This is a genomic window from Pseudomonas luteola NBRC 103146, from assembly GCF_002091675.1.
In the GTDB taxonomy this organism is placed as follows: domain Bacteria; phylum Pseudomonadota; class Gammaproteobacteria; order Pseudomonadales; family Pseudomonadaceae; genus Chryseomonas; species Chryseomonas luteola.
In genome coordinates, this window is record NZ_BDAE01000023.1 from 25,844 (window position 1) to 48,327 (window position 22,484).

At 55.5% G+C, this 22,484-nt stretch carries 20 protein-coding genes and 1 pseudogene; 7 read left to right on the top strand and 14 right to left on the bottom strand.

Annotation, left to right across the window (positions count from 1 at the left end; all coding sequences use genetic code 11):
* Nucleotides 1–9: 9 nt before the first annotated feature.
* From nuoK to nuoN, 4 genes are read left to right on the top strand one after another with little or no spacing between them, the layout of a single operon-like run.
* Nucleotides 10–318 carry an NADH-quinone oxidoreductase subunit NuoK gene (nuoK, locus tag PLU01S_RS20130; protein WP_010794911.1) on the top strand — a complete coding sequence of 103 codons (309 nt, stop codon included), beginning with the start codon at nt 10–12 and terminating at the stop codon, nt 316–318.
* Complete coding sequence (nuoL, locus tag PLU01S_RS20135) at nt 315–2,162, top strand: NADH-quinone oxidoreductase subunit L (RefSeq protein WP_074823901.1); 1,848 nt, start codon at nt 315–317, stop codon at nt 2,160–2,162. The genes nuoK and nuoL overlap by 4 nt, the downstream gene beginning before the upstream one ends.
* Before the next feature lie 30 nt (nt 2,163–2,192).
* The gene (gene nuoM / locus PLU01S_RS20140; RefSeq protein WP_010794913.1) at nt 2,193–3,725 is read left to right on the top strand and encodes an NADH-quinone oxidoreductase subunit M; all 1,533 of its coding nucleotides are present in this window, start codon (nt 2,193–2,195) and stop codon (nt 3,723–3,725) included.
* Between the two features lie 7 nt (nt 3,726–3,732).
* The gene (gene nuoN / locus PLU01S_RS20145) at nt 3,733–5,184 is read left to right on the top strand and encodes an NADH-quinone oxidoreductase subunit NuoN (protein ID WP_010794914.1); all 1,452 of its coding nucleotides are present in this window, start codon (nt 3,733–3,735) and stop codon (nt 5,182–5,184) included.
* A 53-nt stretch (nt 5,185–5,237) separates the two neighbouring features.
* Here nuoN and PLU01S_RS20150 read toward each other — a convergent pair whose 3' ends face one another.
* The 7 genes and pseudogenes from PLU01S_RS20150 to PLU01S_RS20175 form a co-directional block, all read right to left on the bottom strand.
* A complete protein-coding gene (locus tag PLU01S_RS20150) occupies nt 5,238–6,287 on the bottom strand; it encodes an AI-2E family transporter (protein ID WP_010794915.1) in 1,050 nt (349 codons plus the stop codon).
* Nucleotides 6,288–6,395: 108 nt separating this feature from the next.
* Entirely contained in the window at nt 6,396–7,151 is a 756-nt protein-coding gene (locus PLU01S_RS26700) for a methyl-accepting chemotaxis protein (RefSeq protein ID WP_372238912.1), read from the bottom strand.
* Nucleotides 7,152–7,253: 102 nt separating this feature from the next.
* Nucleotides 7,254–8,069 (bottom strand): annotated as a pseudogene (locus tag PLU01S_RS26705) (cache domain-containing protein); the annotation flags it as partial.
* Nucleotides 8,070–8,160: 91 nt separating this feature from the next.
* Nucleotides 8,161–9,498 carry a sensor histidine kinase gene (locus PLU01S_RS20160; protein ID WP_074823894.1) on the bottom strand — a complete coding sequence of 446 codons (1,338 nt, stop codon included), beginning with the start codon at nt 9,496–9,498 and terminating at the stop codon, nt 8,161–8,163.
* A complete protein-coding gene (locus tag PLU01S_RS20165) occupies nt 9,495–10,160 on the bottom strand; it encodes a response regulator transcription factor (protein WP_010794918.1) in 666 nt (221 codons plus the stop codon). The genes PLU01S_RS20160 and PLU01S_RS20165 overlap by 4 nt, the downstream gene beginning before the upstream one ends.
* Entirely contained in the window at nt 10,160–10,459 is a 300-nt protein-coding gene (locus tag PLU01S_RS20170) for a PepSY domain-containing protein (RefSeq protein ID WP_374940317.1), read from the bottom strand. Before PLU01S_RS20170 ends, PLU01S_RS20165 begins: the two co-directional genes overlap by 1 nt.
* Before the next feature lie 14 nt (nt 10,460–10,473).
* Complete coding sequence (locus PLU01S_RS20175; protein WP_019365781.1) at nt 10,474–10,782, bottom strand: PepSY domain-containing protein; 309 nt, start codon at nt 10,780–10,782, stop codon at nt 10,474–10,476.
* Between the two features lie 172 nt (nt 10,783–10,954).
* Here PLU01S_RS20175 and PLU01S_RS20180 point away from each other — a divergent pair, with 172 nt between their 5' ends.
* Both PLU01S_RS20180 and PLU01S_RS20185 read left to right on the top strand, forming a co-directional pair.
* A complete protein-coding gene (locus PLU01S_RS20180; protein ID WP_074823891.1) occupies nt 10,955–12,037 on the top strand; it encodes a patatin-like phospholipase domain-containing protein in 1,083 nt (360 codons plus the stop codon).
* A gap of 62 nt (nt 12,038–12,099) precedes the next feature.
* Entirely contained in the window at nt 12,100–13,209 is a 1,110-nt protein-coding gene (locus tag PLU01S_RS20185) for a DNA topoisomerase IB (protein ID WP_074823889.1), read from the top strand.
* Between the two features lie 16 nt (nt 13,210–13,225).
* Here the strand turns inward: PLU01S_RS20185 and prmB are convergent, their stop codons facing one another.
* The 4 genes from prmB to PLU01S_RS20205 all read right to left on the bottom strand — a co-directional run bounded on the left by prmB (nt 13,226) and on the right by PLU01S_RS20205 (nt 16,923).
* Nucleotides 13,226–14,134 carry a 50S ribosomal protein L3 N(5)-glutamine methyltransferase gene (prmB, locus tag PLU01S_RS20190; protein ID WP_074823886.1) on the bottom strand — a complete coding sequence of 303 codons (909 nt, stop codon included), beginning with the start codon at nt 14,132–14,134 and terminating at the stop codon, nt 13,226–13,228.
* A 73-nt stretch (nt 14,135–14,207) separates the two neighbouring features.
* Nucleotides 14,208–15,071, bottom strand: coding sequence for a rhomboid family intramembrane serine protease (locus PLU01S_RS20195; protein ID WP_074823882.1), 864 nt, complete (start codon nt 15,069–15,071; stop codon nt 14,208–14,210).
* Nucleotides 15,068–16,039 (bottom strand): metallophosphoesterase, encoded by a 972-nt coding sequence (locus tag PLU01S_RS20200; RefSeq protein ID WP_074823878.1) that lies wholly within the window; start codon nt 16,037–16,039, stop codon nt 15,068–15,070. Before PLU01S_RS20200 ends, PLU01S_RS20195 begins: the two co-directional genes overlap by 4 nt.
* On the bottom strand, nt 16,039–16,923 hold the full coding sequence (locus tag PLU01S_RS20205; RefSeq protein ID WP_019365775.1) for an NAD(+) kinase: 885 nt from the start codon (nt 16,921–16,923) through the stop codon (nt 16,039–16,041). The genes PLU01S_RS20200 and PLU01S_RS20205 overlap by 1 nt, the downstream gene beginning before the upstream one ends.
* 106 nt (nt 16,924–17,029) lie before the next feature.
* On the opposite strand from PLU01S_RS20205, the gene PLU01S_RS20210 reads away from it, so the two are divergent.
* Nucleotides 17,030–17,923 (top strand): DUF1853 family protein, encoded by an 894-nt coding sequence (locus tag PLU01S_RS20210; RefSeq protein ID WP_074823875.1) that lies wholly within the window; start codon nt 17,030–17,032, stop codon nt 17,921–17,923.
* Nucleotides 17,924–17,927: 4 nt separating this feature from the next.
* Here the strand turns inward: PLU01S_RS20210 and PLU01S_RS20215 are convergent, their stop codons facing one another.
* The 3 genes from PLU01S_RS20215 to PLU01S_RS20225 all read right to left on the bottom strand — a co-directional run bounded on the left by PLU01S_RS20215 (nt 17,928) and on the right by PLU01S_RS20225 (nt 22,455).
* Nucleotides 17,928–18,830 carry a 1-aminocyclopropane-1-carboxylate deaminase/D-cysteine desulfhydrase gene (locus tag PLU01S_RS20215; RefSeq protein ID WP_074824390.1) on the bottom strand — a complete coding sequence of 301 codons (903 nt, stop codon included), beginning with the start codon at nt 18,828–18,830 and terminating at the stop codon, nt 17,928–17,930.
* Nucleotides 18,831–18,859: 29 nt separating this feature from the next.
* Complete coding sequence (locus PLU01S_RS20220; protein WP_074823871.1) at nt 18,860–20,200, bottom strand: hypothetical protein; 1,341 nt, start codon at nt 20,198–20,200, stop codon at nt 18,860–18,862.
* A 221-nt stretch (nt 20,201–20,421) separates the two neighbouring features.
* Nucleotides 20,422–22,455, bottom strand: coding sequence for an NADPH-dependent 2,4-dienoyl-CoA reductase (locus tag PLU01S_RS20225; RefSeq protein WP_074823869.1), 2,034 nt, complete (start codon nt 22,453–22,455; stop codon nt 20,422–20,424).
* Nucleotides 22,456–22,484 lie beyond the last annotated feature (29 nt).

The window sequence follows — 22,484 nt, forward strand, 5'->3', positions numbered from 1 at the left end:
AATGGACCTATGAATGCGATACCTCTGGAACATGGTCTGGCACTTGCCGGCGCGTTGTTCGCCCTGGGTCTGGTTGGCCTGATGGTACGGCGCAACATCCTGTTCATATTGATGAGTCTGGAAATCATGATGAATGCTTCCGCCCTGGCTTTTGTGGTCGGTGGCAGCCGTTGGGGGCAACCGGATGGTCAGGTGATGTTCATTCTGGTACTGAGCCTTGCTGCTGCCGAGGCGAGTATTGGCCTGGCGATCCTGCTGCAACTGTATCGCCGTTTCCAAACCCTCGATGTCGATGCTGCCAGCGAGATGCGCGGATGAACCTGTTACCTCTTACCTTCGTCTTTCCCCTTATCGGGTTTGTGCTGCTGGCGTTTTCCCGTAGCCGCTGGTCCGAAAACCTGTCTGCCCTGATTGGAGTAGGCTCGATCGGGCTATCTGCGCTTACAGCCGCCTTGGTTAGCTGGCAGTTCCTGTCCAGCCCGCCGCCTTCCGGCGCTGTCACCCAGGTGCTGTGGAACTGGATGACCGTTGATGGCTTTGCACCCAACATCGCGTTGTACCTGGATGGTCTCTCGGTAACCATGCTGTGTGTGGTCACCGGTGTAGGCTTTCTGATTCACCTGTTTGCCTCCTGGTACATGCGCGGTGAAGCAGGCTATGCACGCTTTTTTGCCTATACCAACCTGTTCGTGGCAAGCATGTTGTTCCTGGTACTGGGCGATAACCTGCTCTTCCTCTACTTTGGTTGGGAAGGTGTAGGCCTGTGCAGTTACCTGCTGATCGGGTTCTACTACAGCGAGCGTGCCAACGGTAATGCAGCACTCAAGGCCTTTATCGTGACCCGCGTGGGTGACGTGTTCATGGCCTTCGGTCTGTTCATCCTGTTCATGACACTGGGCACGCTGGATATCCAGGAACTGCTGGCTCGTGCGCCAGATGTGTTCACGATGAACGATCCACTGCTGATGCTGGCTACGCTGATGCTGCTGGGTGGTGCGGTAGGTAAATCTGCCCAGCTGCCTTTGCAAACCTGGCTGGCCGATGCGATGGCAGGCCCGACCCCAGTATCGGCGCTGATCCACGCAGCGACCATGGTGACTGCCGGCGTATACCTGATCGCCCGTTGTCATGGATTGTTCGAGCTGACGCCTTCGATTTTGCATCTAGTGGGTATCGTGGGTGCGGTTACGCTGGTTCTGGCAGGCTTTGCAGCACTGGTACAGACCGACATCAAGCGTATCCTTGCTTACTCCACCATGAGTCAGATCGGCTACATGTTCCTAGCCCTGGGTGTAGGCGCCTGGAGCGGTGCGATCTTCCACCTGATGACCCATGCGTTCTTCAAGGCGCTTCTGTTCCTTGCATCCGGCTCGGTCATCCTGGCCTGCCATCACGAGCAGAACATCTTCAAGATGGGCGGTCTGTGGAAAAAAATTCCGCTGGCCTATGCAAGCTTCCTGGTTGGTGGTTCAGCGCTGGCAGCGCTACCGCTGATTACGGCTGGCTTCTACTCAAAAGACGAGATCCTCTGGGAAGCCTTTGCCAGCGGTCATCAGAATCTGCTGATTGCAGGCCTGGTAGGTGCCTTCCTGACCTCGATCTACACCTTCCGCCTGATCTTTATCGTGTTCCACGGTGAAGCCAAGACTGAGGCCCATGGTGGTCATGGGATCGCACATCACTTGCCACTAATCGTACTGATCGTATTGTCCACCTTTATCGGCGCCTGGATCACACCACCGCTGTCGGGTGTACTGCCTCAGTCGGCTGGCCATGCAGGTGGCGAAGCCAAGCACAGTCTGGAAATTGCCTCAGGCGCCATTGCATTGGCCGGCATCCTGTTGGCGGCCCTGCTCTTCCTGGGCAAGCGTCGCTTTGTCAGTGCACTTGCCAAGAGTGCTCCGGGTCGATTCTTTGGTACCTGGTGGTATCACGCCTGGGGCTTCGACTGGCTCTACAACTGGATCTTCGTGAAGCCTTACCTGGCGATTACCCGACTGCTGCGTAGCGATCCGATCGACAAGGCGATCCTGATTGTCCCGATCCTCGCGCGTGCCGGTAACCTCACGCTGAGCCTTACAGAGAACGGCCGCCTGCGTTGGTATGCTGCCTCCATCGTGGGTGGTGCAGTGCTGCTTCTGGCCGCACTGCTTCTGGCCTGACTTGAATCTACGAAAGGAATTGAGCCCGTCATGATTCTGCCTTGGCTAATCCTGATCCCCTTCATAGGCGGTCTGCTGTGCTGGCTGGGAGATCGCTCCGGCAATCTCCTGCCACGCTGGATTGCTTTATTAACCATGCTATTGGAGCTGGTGCTTGGCCTATGGGTCTGGTGGCACGGTGACTTCAGCTTGGCCCCCGCTCCGGGTAGCGAGCAGAACTGGACCGTTGAATTCCAGTATCCCTGGATTGAACGCTTTGGTATCAGCCTGCACTTCGCCATGGACGGCCTATCGCTGCTTATGGTGTTGCTGACTGGTCTGTTGGGTCTTTTGGCTGTTGTCTGCTCTTGGCGCGAGATCCAGAAGCATGTTGGCTTCTTCCACCTGAACCTGCTATGGATTCTAGGTGGTGTGGTTGGTGTGTTCCTGGCTGTCGACCTGTTCCTGTTCTTCTTCTTCTGGGAGATGATGCTGGTGCCGATGTATTTCCTCATCGCACTCTGGGGTCATAGCTCCGCCGACGGCAAGAAGAGCCGAATTACCGCTGCTACCAAGTTCTTCATTTTCACCCAGGCCAGCGGCTTGATCATGCTGGTGGCCATCGTGGCCCTAGTGCTGGTGCACTACAGCGCAACTGGTGTGCTGACCTTTGAATATGAAGACCTGCTGAAAACGCAGATGGATCCAACGACTGAATACCTGCTGATGCTGGGCTTCTTCATTGCCTTTGCCGTGAAGCTGCCTGCCGTGCCGGTTCACTCCTGGCTTCCCGATGCACACGCACAGGCACCAACAGCCGGTTCCGTAGACCTTGCCGGTATTCTATTGAAAACAGCCGCTTACGGTCTTCTGCGCTTTGCCGTACCGCTGTTTCCCAATGCCTCGGCCGAGTTTGCGCCCATTGCCATGTGGCTCGGGATCATCGGAATCTTCTACGGTGCGTTCCTGTCCTTCGCACAGACTGACATCAAGCGTCTTGTGGCCTACTCCAGCGTTTCGCACATGGGCTTCGTCTTAATCGGTATCTACTCCGGCAGCCAGCATGCACTGCAGGGTGTCGTGGTACAGATGATCGCCCATGGTCTTTCGGCAGCAGGCTTGTTCATTCTGTGCGGTCAGCTCTATGAGCGTCTGCATACACGCGACATGCGTGAGATGGGTGGACTCTGGGGTCGCCTCCCCTACCTGCCGGCCCTCAGCCTGTTCTTCGCTTCGGCGTCTCTGGGCCTGCCGGGTACCGGTAACTTCGTAGGCGAGTTCCTGATTCTAATGGGTGCGTTCCCAATGGTGCCGCTGACCGTTGTGATAGCTACATTCGGTCTGGTTGCGGCTTCGGTGTACTCATTGATCATGATCCACCGTGCGTACTTCGGTCCTGCGAAGTCTGAAGGGGAATTGCCGGGGCTCAATGCACGCGAGCTGTCCATGGTACTGCTTCTGGTCGGTCTGCTGATCCTCCTGGGTGTTTATCCGCAGCCCATTCTGGATACGTCGGCAGCCAGCATGAGTGGTGTACACCAGTGGCTGGGTACAGCTTTCTCTTCCATTGTTTCTGCCCGGTAGTAGCGCCATGACCTTTACAACGGAACATCTCATCGCACTTCTGCCGCTCCTCATCACCGGTCTGACCGCCGTCGTGGTGATGCTGGCGATAGCCTGGCGGCGCAACCACACCGTGATTCCGACACTGTCGGTAATCGGATTGAACCTGGCCCTGCTGTCCATTGTGTACTCGATGCGGGTCGTCGATATCGACGTCACCAGCCTCATGCGCATGGATGGCTACACCTACTTCTATACCGCACTGATCCTGATTACCACGTTGGCATGCATGACGCTGTCGCATGCTTACATGGAGGGATACTCCAGCAACCGTGAGGAGCTTTACCTACTGCTTTTACTGTCCTGTACGGGCGGTATCGTGTTGGTAAGCTCGCAGCATCTGGCTTCGCTGTTCATTGGCCTCGAGCTGCTGTCCGTACCGGTGTATGGCCTGGTGGCCTATTCCTACTTCAATCGCCGCTCCCTTGAGGCTGGCATGAAGTATCTGGTGCTATCTGCTGCCGGCTCGGCCATTCTGCTGTTTGGCATGGCCCTGCTGTATGCACAGTCCGGCACCCTGAGCTTTAGCGGAATCGGTGCGCAGCTGACTCAGCAAGCCTCGGCCGGCCTGCTGCTGGAACTCGGTATCGGCATGATGATCGTAGGTCTGGGCTTCAAACTGTCGCTGGTACCCTTCCATTTGTGGACGCCAGATGTCTATGAAGGCGCACCGGCACCGGTGGGCGCTTATCTGGCTACTGCGAGCAAGGTTGCCGTTTTCGCTGTCGTGGTTCGTCTGTTCCAGACCATGCCCGCTGCGCTGAACGATACATGGCTGCATAACCTGATCGCTTTCATCGCCATCATCTCCATTCTGGTCGGCAACCTCTTGGCCCTGATGCAAAGCAACCTCAAGCGTCTGCTGGGCTACTCTTCCATCTCACACTTTGGATACCTGCTCGTAGCCCTCGCTGCCAGCAATGGTATTGCGGTAGAGGCGATTGGGGTGTACTTGGCGACTTATGTCGTTACCAGCCTGGGAGCCTTTGGCGTGATCGTGCTTATGTCCAGCCCAAGCAATGGCACACGTGATGCCGATGCGCTGTTTGAGTACCGCGGACTGTTCTGGAGACGCCCGTATCTGACCGCCGTTCTAACAGTGATGATGCTGTCGCTTGCAGGTATTCCGCTGACGGCGGGCTTTATCGGCAAGTTCTACATTATTACGGTGGGTGTCGAGTCCCATCTGTGGTGGCAGACCGCGGCGGTCGTTATTGGTAGCGCCATCGGCCTGTTCTATTACCTGCGTGTCATGGTAACGATGTATCTGGTACAACCAGGTCTGAGCCGTCACGATGCACCCATGAACTGGGGTGAGCGTGCCGGCGGTATCATGCTTATCGCCATTGCAGCCCTGACGCTGCTGTTGGGTGTTTACCCGCAGCCCTTGTTGCAAGTGCTTCAACATACAGGCCTGTAAGGGTCTCTCATAAAAAAGCCCCAGTGATGGGGCTTTTTTATTGCCTGAACTTTTTATTCCTCTTCACGGTGCATGAAGAGGTCCCATACCGACATGAAGAGCGCCGCCACCAATGGGCCAATGACGAACCCGTTGAGACCAAACAGTGCCATTCCGCCTAGTGTGGAAATCAGTACCACGTAGTCGGGTAGCTTGGTGTCCTTGCCTACCAAGATAGGGCGCAGAATGTTATCTACCAGGCCGATGACGATAACGCCGAACAGAATCAATACAACCCCTTGCCATATCGAGCCTGTCAGCAGGAAGTAAACCGCAACCGGCCCCCAGATCAGCCCAGCGCCTACTGCCGGCAACAACGACAGGAACGCCATTATTACGCCCCAGAGAACAGCAGCCTCAACACCGAGTACTCCCAGGATAAATCCACCCAACGCACCCTGAACAACGGCCACGATAATGTTGCCTTTGACAGTGGCCCGGATAACGGCCGTGAACTTGCGTAGCAGGCTGCGCTTGTGAATCTCGCTCAAGGGAATGGCTTTGCGGATCAGCCCTACGAGGTATTGCCCGTCTCGAAGCAGGAAAAACAGCAGGTACAGCATGATGCCAAAGCTGATGACTAACTGAAACGTCCCCTGCCCTACCAACAAGGCCCTGCTTGCCAATGCCTGACTACCTTGGGCAACGCTTTGCGTCAGGCGCTCGCGAATACTTTCTGGGTCAGTGATATCGAATCGGTGCAGTACACTTTTGATACCGTTCGGTAGTGCCTGCCACATGTGTTGAAAATATTCGCCGAAATTCAGCTGGCCGCTGTTGATTCGCTGATACAGCGCACTGCCTTCCTGAACAAGAGAAATACTAATCGCTGTGACCGGCAGAATCACGATGAGTAAACAAACACCCAAGCTGCTCAGCGCGGCAAGGTTTTTACGATTGTTGTAGCGCCTGAGAAACCAGCGCTGCATAGGGGCGAAAATAATCGCCAGGATCGCTCCCCAAAATACCGCGCCGTAATAGGGCAACAGAATCCAGGCAAATGCGATCGAGACAATAATCAGAAGAAAGATAAATGTTCTATTTTCAAGTCGCGTGCTTTTCATCAGGGTTCCAAAGTCCATTCAAGAGCAACGAGCGTCGCTTTTGGTTAGAACACTGGATACCACGCACTTGTTCCTGAGGGCTCAGCCAGAGCCCTCAGGAATGTCGATTTAAACGCGGAACTGCTTGACTAGGCCGTGGAGGCGATCCCCTAGCGAGACTAGCCCCTGGGTAGTGGTCGCACTCTGCTCAGCCCCTGCCGTCATGGTTTCAACCGCGCCAGCAATCTCGTGGACGCTACGGTTGATTTCCTCGGAGACCGCCGTCTGCTCTTCGGCTGCACTGGCTATCTGGGCGTTCATGGCATTAATCGTACCGATCAGCTGGCTGATGGTATCGAGCGAGGCGCCTGCCTGACTGGCCTGGACAGTCGTACTTTCACCTGCCGCACCAGAGCGACGCATCGACTCAACCGCCTTTTGCGTACCCTGTTGCAGGCGATCGATCATTCCCTGGATCTCCTGGGTACTCTGCTGAGTACGGCTTGCCAGGGCACGAACTTCGTCGGCCACGACCGCAAAACCACGACCCGCCTCACCAGCCCGAGCCGCCTCGATAGCAGCGTTCAAGGCCAGCAGGTTGGTTTGCTCGGCAATGGAACGGATAACATCCAGTACGCTGACAATAGACTGTACGTCCTGCTGCAGACTGTCGAGCGACATGCCGCTGTCACGCACTTCATCGACCAGAGAATGGATGCCTGCCACACTACCCTCAACCACACGCTTGGCTACACGCCCTTGCTCATCGGTCTCACGGGCAGCTTCTGCCGCTTGCTGGGCACTTTGCGCTACTTCATGAGCCGCTGCGGACATCTCGTTGATAGCCGTGGCAACCTGATCGGTTTCGCTACGCTGGCGCTGCATGGCCTGCTCGGTACGACGAGCCTGGGCAGCCACCTCATCCAGCAAACCGGTGAGCTGCTGAGTGATGTCGATTACTTGCTGTACGGTTCCATGAATCTTGCCAACGAATCGATTGAACGAGCCAGCAAGCCGGCCCAACTCGTCGTTACTCTGCACCGGCAGTCGACGTGTCAGATCGCCTTCGCCATCAGCAATGTCATCAAGGTTTGCACGCATGAGCTCAAGCGGACGCAACACTCGCATGGCAAATAGATGAGCCGCAATGGCGATGATGACCAGCACTACTAGCGAGACGCCGATGATGGAGAACAGCTGAGTCAAGGTCTGCGCACGTACATCGGCCTCGATCTTGCCCAGCCGCTCCTCAACGCCATCCAGGTTGATGGCAGAGCCCAGGACCATGTCCCACTTGGGCAGGTACTCGGTATAGCTCAACTTGGGAACCAAGGTAGTTTTGCCAGGCAATGTAGAGGAATAGCGGACATAATGAGTGCCATCCTTGCCTGCCCGGACCAGTTCCTGGTTCAGGTAAACGCCGTTCGGATCCTTGTTATCACGAAAGCTCTTGCCTATGCCTTCAGCGTCGTTTCCCTTGAAAAGGCGGATGACATTTGAGTCATAGCCAAACATATAGCCATCTTTGCCATAGGTGATGCCAGATAAAATCCTGATTGCCTCGGCGCGGGCCGCCTGATCACCGTCGGCTGAAGCATCGTAGAGCGGCTTGACCGCTGTCAGGGCAACCTGCACGTAATTCTTCAGGGTTACGTTGCTTTGCTCCATCAAGCGATCACGCGTTGTCTGTATATCGCGCTCGGCTTTATTGCTCAGCATCACATAGGAAATACCGCTGATGATCAGGGTAGTAATTACAACAGGTAGGAGCGCCAGCAGGAGCACCTTAGCTTTTAAACTCATCACTGAGACCTCTTAGGTTGTTATCTAAGTAGGTTTTCGGCCAAGCGAAACGAAAATGAAGGTCGATCGATAGTGCTCTATCCGTATGGTCTCAATCACCGGGAGCAGATCGGGAGGCTCGGAGCGGCAGCCGGACCAAAACTTTCAGCCCGCCCAGGGAACTGCTTTCCAGGCTGAGCGTACCTGCGCAACTGTCCACAATATCACGCGCAATACCAAGGCCCAAGCCATGTCCCATGACTCGCTCATCCAGACGCGCGCCTCGCTCGAGAATATCCTGCCTGGATTCAGGCGCGATACCTGGCCCATCATCATCAATACTGATCTCATAACAGGCATCTTTCTTCAGTACCGTCAGCTCTACCTGGCTGCTCGCCCATTTACAGGCGTTATCCAACAGCGTACCCAGCAATTCAAGCAGGTCTTCGCGATCCCAGGGCAGTTTCAAACCGGAAGGCACATGACAGGAGATCGTCAGGTCGTTGTCATGGATCTGCTTGAGCATGGCGCAGAGCGAAGGCAATTCAGCCTCGCAGTCCAGATAGACGCCGGGAAGCTGGTCACCGGCCAGTCGAGCACGGCGCAGCTCCCGCTCAAGACGCTGCTGGATCTGCTCAAGCTGATCGCGCAGGATGCTCTGCAGTTCAGGATGCGCACTCAGTTCTTGCCGCTCCGCAAGACTTACCAGCACGGCCAGAGGCGTTTTTAGCGCATGCCCCAGATTACCGATGCCATGGCGGGCACGCTTGAGATTATCCTCGGTATGACGCAGCAGATGATTGATCTGCTCCACCAGCAGCTCAAGCTCTTGGGGAACCTGCGTATCCAGCTGGCTGCGCTGCCCCTGTTGCAGTTGAGCCACTTGTTGCCGGACCCGTTCAAGTGGCTTTAAGGCGCGCCTTACCGTAATCCGTTGTAGAAAAAGGATTACGATTAACGCAACCAGCCCAATACCGGCACCTATACGTAGCATTCGACTGAAACTGGTCAGGAGCGGGTTGTAATCCTGTGCAACGACAATGCTGAGCTTTTGCCCCAACCGCTGATAATCCGCGCGATAGACCAGGAGGCGCTGATCTTCGGGGCCATTGACGAGATGTCCGGTCAGCCCTACGTGCGTAGGTCTCTCAAGCACATGATCCCATAGCGACCGGGAGCGCCAGCGAGGTTCTCCTATGTCGATCTCGAAATAACGCCCGGAAAATGGCCGTTGATAGGCGGGATTAAGGCGCTGCTCATCCAGCTGCAGCCCGTTTGGCCCCCGCGCAATAGCCACCAGGAGGTTTTCGCTCTCTGTCTGAAGTCCGCTTCCCAGATAATCCCGTAGCGCCGTATCAACCAGCCAGCGTGCGCCCAGTATCAATAAAAGTCCGGATATCAGCAGAGCGGAGGCCAAGCCAATGCCCAATCGCTGCTGAATGGACTTCATGCAGATTTCCCGAAGCGGTAGCCCTGTCCTCGCCGTGTCTCGATAATATCGCGCCCCAATTTACGCCTGAGATGGTTCACGTGCACCTCGATGACGTTGGAGTCACGCTCGCTTTCACCGTCGTAGAGATGTTCACCCAAATGACTTTTGGACAGGATCTGCCCTGCATGCAACATGAAATACCGCAGCAGCCTGAACTCTGCGGCGGTCAGCTCGATGCTTTCATCCCCGCGATTAACACATTGCCGTGACTCATCCAGGCTCAGACCGGAAGCCTGCAATGTCGGCTGATTCACCAGCCCGCGGGCACGCCGCAATAATCCTTGAATCCGCAAGGAAAGCTCTTCAGGGTGGAACGGCTTGGTCAGGTAATCATCGGCGCCAGCCTTGAGCCCATCGATACGCTCGGCCCAACCACTGCGCGCCGTCAGAATCAGTACCGGCGTAGAAAGTCCCTGCGTGCGCCACTCTCTGAGCACATCCAGCCCAGAACGCCCCGGCAGTCCCAGATCAAGTACGATAAGGTCATAAGGTTCGACTGCCCCCTGGTATGCCGCATCACGGCCATCAGCCAGCCAGTCTACGGCATAGCCTTGTCGTGTCAGGCTAGCCATTAACTCATCCGCCAGGGGAACACTGTCCTCTACCAACAACAGACGCATCAGTCGTCTACCTCGTCCTTCAAAATCGTACCGTCAGTGGCGCTGATTTCCAGCTCGCGCACAACGCCCTTGTCTACCAGAAACTCGATCTCATAGACATAAACACCATCTTCCTCCTCAAGCTCCGCCTCCAGCAATGTTGCCTTTGGATAGCGCGCATAAGCCTGGTTGATAAGCTGCTCAAGAGGACGAATTCTTCCTTCCTGACGAAGCCGCAACGCCTCATCCTGGTCAAGGTCGCGAGCGATTGAAAGCCCGCTGGCTGACAGCAATGTCAATACCAGCAGGCCTTTCATCATGCTGCTACCCAGGCTCAATCGTCCTGTACATCCTTGAGCACTTCGCCCGTTGCGGCATCGAGTTCCAGATCCCATGTCACACCTTTCTGGTCACGTAACTCAACCTGATAGATATAGCGTCCATATTCTTCTTCCAGCTCAGTGTCGTGAGTCGTCGAGCCAGGATGCTTGGCGATAGCCGCCTTGTTCAATACGTCGAAGGATTTGATGGTACCTGCATCACGCAGCTTGAGCGCTTCGTCAGGTCCCAGGTCGCGGGCTTGGGCCGCACCGGCCAGGGCGGTCAGGCTGGCAGCGGCAATCAATGTAGTCAGTGCTTTCATGTGTATGTCCTCACGGGTTATTCAGTGAGTTCACCTTAACGAGGCAGCCTTAATTCAGCCTTAATCTCATTTTGGAACTACATGGTCAGCCCAACGGTCTTTCGCAATCAATGCCATACCTGCTCGCATTGCGGCGGTGCGTTTGTATACTGGCTGTCCGTATGGAGTCCTCATGACAGCTATTCACATCAAATCTCCTTCCCTCGTTATCCGCGCGGGCACGCAGGCGCTGGCGAATATTCGCCAACAGGGCCTGTCACCCGCAGACGTAGGTATTATCCCAGGCGCAGCAGGCGGCCCGAAAGCACTAGGCTTGCAAGGGCTAGACATCGCGCTGTTTGGTGAATGGCTGCCTCGCTCACCACGGGTGCGCGCATTGGTTGGCGCATCCATTGGGGCCTGGCGCTCCGCATGTGTCTGCCTACCGGATCCGGCAGACTCATTACGCCGGCTGGGCGACCTCTATACCGGATCGCATTTTCCCAAAGGTATTGGAATCAGGCAGATCAGTCAGATTTGCGAAAGCATGCTGGATGAACTGCTGGGAGGGCGTGACGAGGCGATTCTGACCGCACCAGGCTATCGCCTGAACATCATGATTGTTCAGGCATTGGGCCCTCTGGCCAGTGACCAGCGCCGAACATTAAGCCTTGGCCTGGGCGCTGTGATCCGCGACAACCTGATAGCACGGTCTCGTCTGATTCGCCATTTCAGCCGTATCGTGGCCCATGATTTGCGCCAGGCGCCGCCGCTGGATGAACTGAATGATTTCCCAACGCAGTACCATGCGCTTCGCCCCGACAACCTTCGCCAGTCGTTGCTGGCGTCAGGCTCCATTCCACTGGTCATGGAGGGCGTAACAGATATCCCTGGCTTTGGCTCCGGTACTTACCGTGACGGGGGACTGCTCGATTACCATCTGGATCTTCCCTATCGCGGGAATGACATTGTGCTCTATCCACATTTTATCGATCGCATCATTCCTGGGTGGTTCGACAAGAGCATCTTCTGGCGCAAGGCCAATACACATAACCTGCGAAATGTGGTGCTACTGGCACCCTCACGGTCTTACCTTGAGCGGCTACCTGGTCGAAAGCTTCCCGACCGCAAGGATTTCACCCGTTATGCAACCGACCCTGCCACACGGCAACGTCACTGGTATACAGCCATGGCGGAAAGCCAGCGGCTAGGTGATGAGTTTTTGGAGCTTGCCGAAAGCGGTCGGTTAAAGGATCAGATATTGCCTCTCGTCTAGAGCGACGAACCGGCTACTAGCCCTGCGGTCTTCATAGAAAGCAGTCCACAGCCGGTGTTTTCATGTCAGAGAGTGCCTCATTTATTCCCCCGACCGCCGAGGGTACGCTGCCCGCCCCTGGAGACGAGCGCGACGATACCGGTACAGCCCTGTGCCCCCCGCTACCCTCGGACCTTCACTATGTGGATGACACGCAGCCGGGCCTGCGGCGAAAAAAGCTGCGCGGGAAATTTATCTACCTGGATGCCCAAGGCGAACGTATTCGCGATCAGGCTGAAATTGACCGCATCAACAAACTGGCCATTCCACCCGCCTATACGGATGTCTGGATCTGTGCCGATCCTTGTGGCCATTTACAGGCAACGGGGCGGGACGCCCGAGGACGCAAGCAATATCGATATCACCCACGTTGGCGCGAAATCAGAGACACTGACAAATACGAACGGATGCTGGAGTTCGGCAATGCCCTTCCCAAACTGCGCAAGCGGATAGAAGAGCATCTGGCGCAACGCAAGCTGAACCGGGAAAAGGTCATGGCGACCGTTATCAGCCTGCTGGACGCCACCTTGATTCGCGTAGGCAATCAGCAATATGCCAAAAGCAATAAATCGTACGGCCTGACAACCCTGCGTAACCGACATGCAGACGTTACCGGCAATACGATTCGCTTTCACTTCCGCGGCAAAAGCGGCGTCGAGCACAACATCAAGCTGACAGATCCAAGGCTTGCACGTACTGTCAAGCGCTGCCTTGAGCTACCCGGCCAACACTTGTTTCAGTATCTGGATGAAGATGGCGATCGGCATACAGTCACTTCGTCAGACGTAAACGCCTACCTGCACGAACTCAGTGGTGCCGATTTTACTGCCAAGGATTACCGCACCTGGGCAGGCAGCGCCTTGGCTCTTTCTACGCTCAAGTCACTGCGCTACGAAACTCAAACTGAAGCCAAAAAGCACCTTCAGGAGATGGTCAAGCAAGTATCCAGTATGCTGGGCAACACACCAGCAGTATGCCGCAAGTGTTATATCCACCCGGGCGTCATGGATGCATTTATAGCTGGCGAACTCGGCTCGCTACCCAAGCCGCGCAAACGCAAGGGACTTCGCGAAGAGGAAGTCGCCCTGCTCATGTTTTTGGAGCGCCTGGTCGAGAAGACGCAGGCAGCTTAGGTATTCGAGCCGCCTACTAGAGGCGGCTCTGGAACAGCGATTGATGCTCCTGGCACTGCTTGGCAGACAGCAGAAAGACCCCGTGACCGCCCCGCTCGAACTCGAGCCACGTAAAGTCGACTTCAGGATAAAGCGCTTCGACGTGTACCTGACTATTGCCCACCTCAACGATCAACGTGCCGGTGTCAGTGAGGTGATCCGCGGCTTCAGCCAACATTCGGCGCACCAGATCCAGCCCGTCTGAGCCACAGGCAAGGCCCATTTCCGGCTCGTGGTGATATTCAGCCGGCATATCGGCAAAATCTTCTGCGTCCACATAAGGTGGATTTGACACGATCAGGTCGAAACGCTGCCCTGGCAATCCAGCAAACCCATCCCCCTGCACGGTATAAACCCGGTCTTCAAGGTCATGCCGCTCTATGTTCTGCCAGGCGACCTCCAATGCATCAAAGGAGAGATCGGCCAACGCGACTTCTGCATTAGGGAACGCATAAGCACAGGCAATACCAATGCATCCCGAGCCGGTACAGAGGTCCAGGATTCGAGCAGGCTCATGGGGTAGCCAAGGCGCAAAGCGGGCATCGATCAATTCGGCAATCGGTGACCTTGGCACCAACACACGCTCATCAACCATAAACGGCAGCCCACAAAACCAGGCTTCGCCTAACAGATAAGCCGTCGGAATGCGCTCCTGAATCCGTCGGTGAAGCAGGACGCTCAAGTCGTAGCGTTCATCATCTTCCAACCGACAATCCAGGTAGCTGTCAGACATTTCCCAAGGCAGATGCAAGGCGCCTAACACCAGCTGCCTGGCTTCATCCCACGCATTGTCGGTGCCATGGCCAAAATAAAGCCCTTCGGCGTGGAAGCGGCTCACCGCCCAACGGATATAGTCACGAAGAGTGCGTAAACGGGATTCGGTCATCTAGGGCTCCTTTTCAGCGGCATAGTGTAGCCTTGCAGCTCTGCCCACGAAACGTCAGATGCACTCGTCCAGTCTAGCGGCGCGTCCTGGCAATCAGGCCACCCAGAACGCCCGTTACACAGCCGGCCAGCAGACCTCCTACATGAGCGCCATTAGCAATGGCACCAAAGCCAAGCACATCAATGGCGCCGGTCAGGCATATACCCAGCCAGGCAAGCATCATGATGACAACGCCCTTTGGCATTCGATACGCCGGGGTGGGTGCCAACAGCTGGAATAACCAGCAATGGCCCAGCAGGCCATAGAGCACACCTGACAATCCGCCAAACAGTGCCGGGCCACTCCACCAGTACTGCACAAGGTTGGCTGCCAGTGAAAAGAGGACGGTTAACGCCAATAGCATCCACCCCTTTTGACGAAACTCAATGCGGCGCCCCAGCTCCCAATACCACAGGGAATTCATGGCCAGATGCAAAACGCCAAAATGCAGAAACATGGGTGAAACAAACCGCCACCACTGATTTTGTTCAAGGGTATAGGAGATGGGATAGAACTCGATGTACGTATCGTAAAGCCGAAAGTCCAGAAAGGTAAGCCAGCGAACAGCCTCATAACGATCGCCCAACAAGGTAATCGCAGCCACGACCAGTGTGATGATCAGGACGCCTGCAGTTACAGGACTTGCCCGTAGCTGCTCCTTGAAGCCAGGCCGAGTTACAGCAGGCCGAACATCAGAGATCTCACCGGCCGCGTCCCCCTGCGGATAGCGTGCATACAGGTTACGCACCTCGTCTACCAGTCCCGGATCATTAACCCACACCACTTGTGCATCACGCTCTTCAGTCACCCGGTGAGGAATATGCAGACGACGGAGTAGTTGCGTAAACCCTAGCAGGTCCGTTTCGAGCCCTACACGTAACGCAGGCTGTGCATTCATTCCGCACCTCCTGTTAACGGCACATCGACCCAGACGAATTTCTTTGGATCCAGACGATGCTCCTCATCCAGCCGATACGCCACCAGCTTTCCGTTGTTCACGGCACTGTAATCCAGACAGGCGAGATTAGGCCGTATCGGTTCAGGATGACCGTCGAGCCAGTAATGCCCTACAAACAGCAGCGGCTCATCGATGCCATAACACATCAGGCTGGACTTCTCGGTTTCACTTAGCCGCTCGCAGGCCACATCATCCGGCAAACCATCTGGCTGAAAGACAATATCGCCGTATGTCTGCGGGTCTTCCTCCCAGAATTTGGTTCGGAACCGACCGCGTGTGAAGCCATCACGCCCCGTCATTTTCATGCCGTTGGGCAGCGGCAGGGAAACGCCATTGAGCAGCCGAGAGCAGGCGCGATTAGCCAGGCTCCCCGGAATGGCCGACTGCTGAATGAATCGCTCATCGATATACCCACCCGGATAGACCTCATCAATGGCAGCAATCAGGGACGAATCCCAATAGGCATGTACCAGCCTGAAACGTCCGGCATCGATATACAAGGGCAACTCATACAGCCATGTGAGAAAGTCATTCCACTCCGCAGAATGGTGATCGAACTGCACCAAGGTCGTCTGGATCACCCGCTCGTAACGAGAGGTATGCTCACGAACGTATCGCTTGTGACTTTCTGGCGGCGCCGGCGTGTGCCAGCTCAAGGCATTGATTTCATGGTTACCCAGCAGGCACATTGCCTGGCCTGCCTCCACCATGTCACGAATGCAGTGCAGCGACTCTCGCACATGAGGCCCACGATCAAGGATGTCCCCTAGAAAGAGCGCCATCCTTCGCGGATGCTGCCAGACACCGTTGTGTCGGCGATAGCCCATTTGGTCCAGCAAACGTTCAAGCACATGAGCGCAGCCGTGAATATCGCCTATCAGGTCATAGCCACGATCAGGGTCAAGCATCAATCATTCCCCAGACGGCTGCTCCAGCCGAGCTTCGTCCGGCAAACCTCGTAATAGTTATGATCCAGTGGGTGGATGAGTCGCAGTTTGTGCGGCTTTTTCTGGATGGTTACGACGTCACCAGGCGCGCAATTAAGATGATTCTGTCCATCACATGAGACCTGCGGATAGATCTGCATGTTCGGCGAGACCACGATTTTCAGCTCGCTGTCGCCACTGACTACAATGGGGCGGCTGGACAAGGTATGTGGGTACATCGGCACGATGACAATCGCATCCAGTTTGGGATGCATGATGGGCCCTCCGGCTGACAGCGAGTAGGCTGTCGAGCCTGTGGGTGTCGCGACGATAAGCCCATCGGCCTTCTGAGCGCAGACGAACTTGCCATCGATATGCAGGGCAAACTCGATCATGCGGGTCGATTTGCCCGGATGCAGGACAACATCATTCAGAGCATCGGCCTGACCAATCGTTTCTCCCTCACGGCAGACAAAAGCATCCAGAAGAAAACGTGTCTCGACGATATACTGCCCCTCAAGCACCTCGGCTACCTTGGTCTCAAGCTCATCCGGGCGAATATCGGTCAGAAAACCCAGATTGCCACGGTTGATACCCAGAACAGGTACACGCGGGCGCGCCAGTACACGTGCCGCCCCCAGCAGACTGCCGTCGCCTCCTACCACAATAACCAGATCGCAGATCTCGCCCATGGTTTTACGCGAGCAGGTTTCCAGACCGTGACCGGGCATGACCTCGGCGATGATATCTTCCAGGATCACATGCAGGCGCCGCGCCAATAAGAATGTTTTGAGCCGGCGAATGGTATCCAGCACTTGAGTGCTGCCCAGACGGCCGATAATGCCGATTTTCTGAAAAGAGTCCATACGCGGCCGTAGCCCTTCTATGGCAGGAATGTCGATAAATTATGCGGGCAAGCGGCAAGGCACAGCAAACCGTACGCCCTTGTCCAACTCGGCGTATGCTTGAGTAATGAGCAATCCATTCCAAGCACTGGCCGTACTGCCTTATACGCTTCGCCATCCCGCGGTGCGTGATCTGGCCTGGGTAATCATCTCTCCCCCCATCCTGGACCGAGCCGAACAACGTCATCCCTTGGCTGCAAGCGATTGGACAGCAAACCCTGGCAAATTAGCCGCCTGGCTCCATGAACTTGATCGAAATCCTGCAATGCTGACAGGCTGGCTTACCCAGGGAAGCGACCGTCGCCTTGGACGGTACTACGAATTACTCTGGCAATTTGTTCTCACCCATGCCCCTGGGGTTGAGTTACTAGGGGCCAATCTGCCGCTCCGTACGGCGACTCATACGCTGGGTGAACTTGATCTCCTGATCCGCGATGATGAAGGCGTTCATCATCTTGAAGTAGCAGTTAAATATTATCTGGCAACAGGCCTTCCGCAATCACCGGAATGGCTGGGGCCGGGAGGCGAAGATCGACTCGAACGCAAGCTAAGTCATTTCCTGAAACGGCAGTTGCCCCTATCGCAATCATCGGAAGCACGCGTTCTGTTTAAAACGCTCGATATCGCGTCTATCCAGTCCTGGCTATGGATGGGCGGTTATCTCTTTTACCCACCCTCGGGTGCCACACCGTTTCCCAGCTGCTCCCCAAACCATCTGCGGGGTCTTTGGCAACCTTTTGGTAAAGCGAAACCCGAAGAGGAAACCGTATGGAAACTACTTCCCAAGCAGCGTTGGCTTGCACCTGCACACCTGGGTGATGGACATGCTCCATTCGACTTCAACGTCGAGCCTTACTGGCCCCGGCTGCTTGTGCACTTTGACAAAGACGGGCAGGAAGATCGCCGTTTATTCTGGGTACCTGAAACATGGCCTTTTATACCGGAGAAGGCCAAACACTGATCTATTACTTCAACAGCTTTGACAGGTTGTTCTGCATGGCCCGACGCCCCTGTAATCCGCCCGTATGCAGGGCTATGATGCGTTGTCCGGCTGAAATGTCTCCTGCTTCAACCGCATCGCGAAGCGCCAGCAATAGCTTGCCTGTATAAAGTGGTTCAAGCGGTATTTGTGTTTCGGCCTCGAACGAGGCCATAAAGTTGGCCAATGCGGCATCAATACGTGCAAATCCTCCCAGGCTCGCATCGAGCCAACGGACATCAGCATCAGATTGACCCGCCTCGCGCAGCCAACGCGCGACCTGCTCGGGAACGTTGTAGCGCAGCGGGACAGAGAGCGTCCCGATAACAGGATGTCTGCCAGACTCTCCTACAGCCAGACCGGCCAGCGTCGTGCCCGTCCCGGCAGCCACCCACAGCGCATCATAATCAGACCAACCAATCGTGTTTAGCTGCGTTCTGATATAAGCAACCAGAGGTATACACCCCTGCATGCCCAGCGAGCCGCCGCCCCCTTCGGGAATTGGCAAATAGCCTGGATAACGTGCCAGCCATTCACCCCAGAACTCGTCATCGCGTCGGGCCCGATAACCTCCGTAACCCAACCAGTGCAACTCCATTTTCCATTTGCGCAGGTCATCAACTGTTGGCGTATCCTGCGGCTCGCCTCTCAGGAGCCCTACAGTTTTCAAGCCGAGCCGTTGTCCGGTAGCTGCAAGTGCATGCAGATGATTAGAGTGCGAGCCACCGAGGCTAATCAACCCTGAAGCCTGTTCGATATGCGCCTGCTGGAGGTAAGCCGTCAGCTTATAACTCTTGTTGCCGGAAACCAGAGGGTCTACTTCATCAAGGCGAAGCAGTGCCAATCGGACTCCCGCCTTGCTCAGCCATGTGGTTGCAACTTCTTCCAGCGGTGGACTTTTTAACAACAAGTCCAATGTTAACCTGCCTGGTTTTTCAGAAACGCCGCTGTTTGATGCTGAAGACAGCAGTCAGACTCGCCTCGAATGAACTGGCTAGGTGAATCAACACGTTGGAGCGGCTTACTACACGGCATGCCACCCGGTAATGCCCTTTGGCAAACAGGATGCTTGTAATGAGAGAGCCATTGCTCGTAATGCGGTTGTGTCACCCGGCAGTGCATAGCTGTGTAAGCCAATGGGCTTTCAACAAACCGCATGACATCCGTGCGTGACAGTGTCATGTGCCCTGCACCAGGCTGGTAAGTCACGAATATGACGCCACTGTCTGCCATTCTTTCAAGCAGCTTGCTGCCACTCCCCGCTTCAAGCCGTGCACATTTCGCCTTGAGCTGCTCGAGCTCTTCTTCCAATTGCGAATCCAGCTCCTCCCGATAAGCCAGCTCAACTTCTCGGATGGCCAATTGTTCCTTGTAGTCGGCTACTGCCGTTTCGATACGGGCCTGCTGCTCGGCCTCGAATTGAATCTTGAACGCCTCGAGCTTGTATTCGCTGTTTTTCTCCAGGGCTCGCAATTGCTGAGTCAGCTCATTTCGAGTCGAACGATACTGACTGGCCTCCTGCTCCAGCTTTTTCATCAGCATACCGTTCATCCGCTCCTGCTCAGCCAAGGCAGTCTGCAGGTGCTCGGCTTCCTGCTTGAGCTGAACCAGCTCCTCTTCATGCTTGCGCGTCAGGGCGAGGATACGCAGCCGCTGCTGGCGCACAAGGTGGTCCATCTTTGCCTGATGCTCTTGTTCGAGATTGGCCAGATCAACATGTACAGTCGACGCAGAGGGCTCTTGAACATACCACTGATGCTCTTCTGCCATATGAAGCTGTTCAGGTTTGACTTCGTCAACGACAGCCTCGGTACGGGCCAGCCCAAGCTGATTACGCTTGATGCATTCTCGAAGCTCAATCAGGTCATTTCGACCTGCGACAAGTTCAGGGTCCCACAGGCTGGGCTGATGCCAGGAAATCGGACACTGACTGCGACAGGCAAGCCTGATAGGTCCTGCACCCAGATCCGGGCCACGCCCGGCGCGCTCGGCCATTTCGCGTAGCGGAATGTTCCAATTGGGATCTGCAGCCCCCGTACGGGTGAAATCCAGATAGAAAAAGACACCTGATCGGATGCACAGCTGTAGATCGATCGTCACATAGGCCAGCCGAACTCGCCGCTGGGCGAATTGGGGCAATGCAAAGAAAGCATCCAGCAATGCTTCGAATTCGTGATAGAGCATTTCTTTGATGACTGATCCTTCTTCATCAAAGAACAGCACCGCTTCGGCTCGTTGAGCCTTATTCAATGTATTCATGGGGCAGTCCTCGACCCATTGGAAAAGCGCATGACTCATAGGCGCCTTGGCACCGGACGTACAACCGGACAGCACAACACTTTTATTTAAGGCACATCGGCCCTAAACCCATTGCTACAGTCTAGGGCCTTTCAGTTAAAAGACTAGGTGGCTTATGTGAACGACTCAGCACCTATGCACATTATTGTTTGGCAAGCTGTTTCAGTGCATGCAGTCAGGTTTCATAACATCGCTGCCAGGCGGGCACCCTGATTGATGGCCCGCTTGGCATCAAGCTCTGCAGCCACATCCGCCCCTCCAATAACATGCACACGCTGTCCAGCCGAAGACAGGGCATCCATCAGGTCTCGTTTGGGCTCCTGCCCAGCGCAGACAATGATGGTATCAATGGCCAGAACCCGAACGTCTTCACCAATCCGGATATGCAACCCTTGATCATCAATACGGAGATACTCCACCCCGTTCAGCATTCTTACCTGACGGTGTTTCAAGCTGGTGCGGTGAATCCAACCTGTTGTCTTGCCCAAGCCTTCGCCCATCTTGGTCGCTTTACGCTGCAACAGATAAACCTCTCGAGCAGGGGGTGTAGGCTCAGGCGAAATACCTGTAACTCCCCCTCTGGCCTGTAGGGTCGTGTCGATTCCCCATTCTCGCCAGAAGGCTGTCGGACTCAAGGTATCCAGATGCGCCTGATGAGTGACAAATTCAGCCACATCAAATCCTATTCCTCCCGCACCAATAACCGCTACCCGTGCACCAATGTTCTTATGTCCGTATATGGCGTCCAGATAGTTGATGACAGACGGATGCTCAATACCCGGGATGGATGGCGTACGCGGTACGATTCCTGTCGCTAAAACGATATCGTCATAGCCTCCCTGAATCAGCTCTTCAGCCCGTACCTCGTGCCCCAGCCTTACGGTAACGCCTGTAAGCTCAAGACGTTTACCAAAGTAGCGAAGCGTCTCGTTGAACTCCTCCTTGCCCGGTATACGCCTGGCAACATTGAACTGCCCTCCGATAATTTCGGAGCGCTCAAACAGAGTCACTGAATGGCCCCGCTGTGCTGCTATGGTGGCTGCCGCCAAACCCGCCGGCCCTGCACCAATGACTGCGATACGCTTGGTCTTACTGACAGGGCTGTAGTTGAGCTCGGTTTCATGGCACGCCCTTGGATTGACTAGACAGCTGGTCAGTTTGCCCGCAAAGGTATGATCCAGGCAGGCCTGGTTACAGGCGATGCACGTGTTGATCTCATCTGCCCGTCCTGTAGCAGCCTTTATAACGAACTCAGGATCAGCCAGGAACGGGCGCGCCATGGAGACCATGTCCGCCTGCCCTTCTGCCAGTATGCGCTCTGCCATATCCGGCATATTGATGCGGTTGGTAGCTATCAAGGGGATATTCACTCTACCCTTCAGCTGAGCAGTTACCTGACTGAATGCTCCCCTTGGCACCAGTGTCGCAATCGTGGGAATGCGCGCCTCATGCCAGCCAATGCCGGTATTGATCAGCGTGGCGCCAGCCCGCTCGATCGCCTGGGCCAGTTGCACAATTTCTTCCGGACCACTGCCGTCCTCTACCAGATCCAGCATAGACAGACGGAAGATTACGATAAACGCCTCACCCACTGCTTCTCGAATCTGCCGTACCACTTCTACAGCCAGGCGGATACGGTTCTCATAGCATCCGCCCCACTCATCCTCACGGTGGTTGGTTCGCGCCACGATAAACTGATTGATGAAGTATCCTTCCGACCCCATCACCTCTACACCGTCGTAACCCGCGAGTTGAGCCAATCGGGCACACCGGACGTAGTCATCGACCTGCTTGTAGACTTCCTCGGTAGTCAGTGCCTTTGGCTTGAAAGGGTTGATAGGTGCCTGAAGAGCCGAAGGGGCGACAAGCTTTGGGGTATAGGCATAACGTCCTGCATGAAGAATCTGCAGGCAGATCTTTCCATCACAGTCATGAACCGCCTGAGTGACTGTTTTGTGGCGGTAAGCCTCTTCCTCAGTAGTAAGCTTGGCCGCACCGCTATACACCGCACCCTCCTCGTTGGGCGCAATCCCTCCAGTCACGATCAGACCAACTCCACCGCGGGCACGCTCGGCAAAATAAGCCGCCATGCGCTCAAAGCCATCCGGCCGCTCCTCAAGCCCTGTATGCATGGATCCCATTAGTGTTCGGTTTCGCAGCTGGGTGAAACCCAGGTCTAGCGGCTCAAGCAAGTGAGGGTAATGAATAGCAGTCACGGGAATCTCCAAGGCCAATGGCTAAAAGC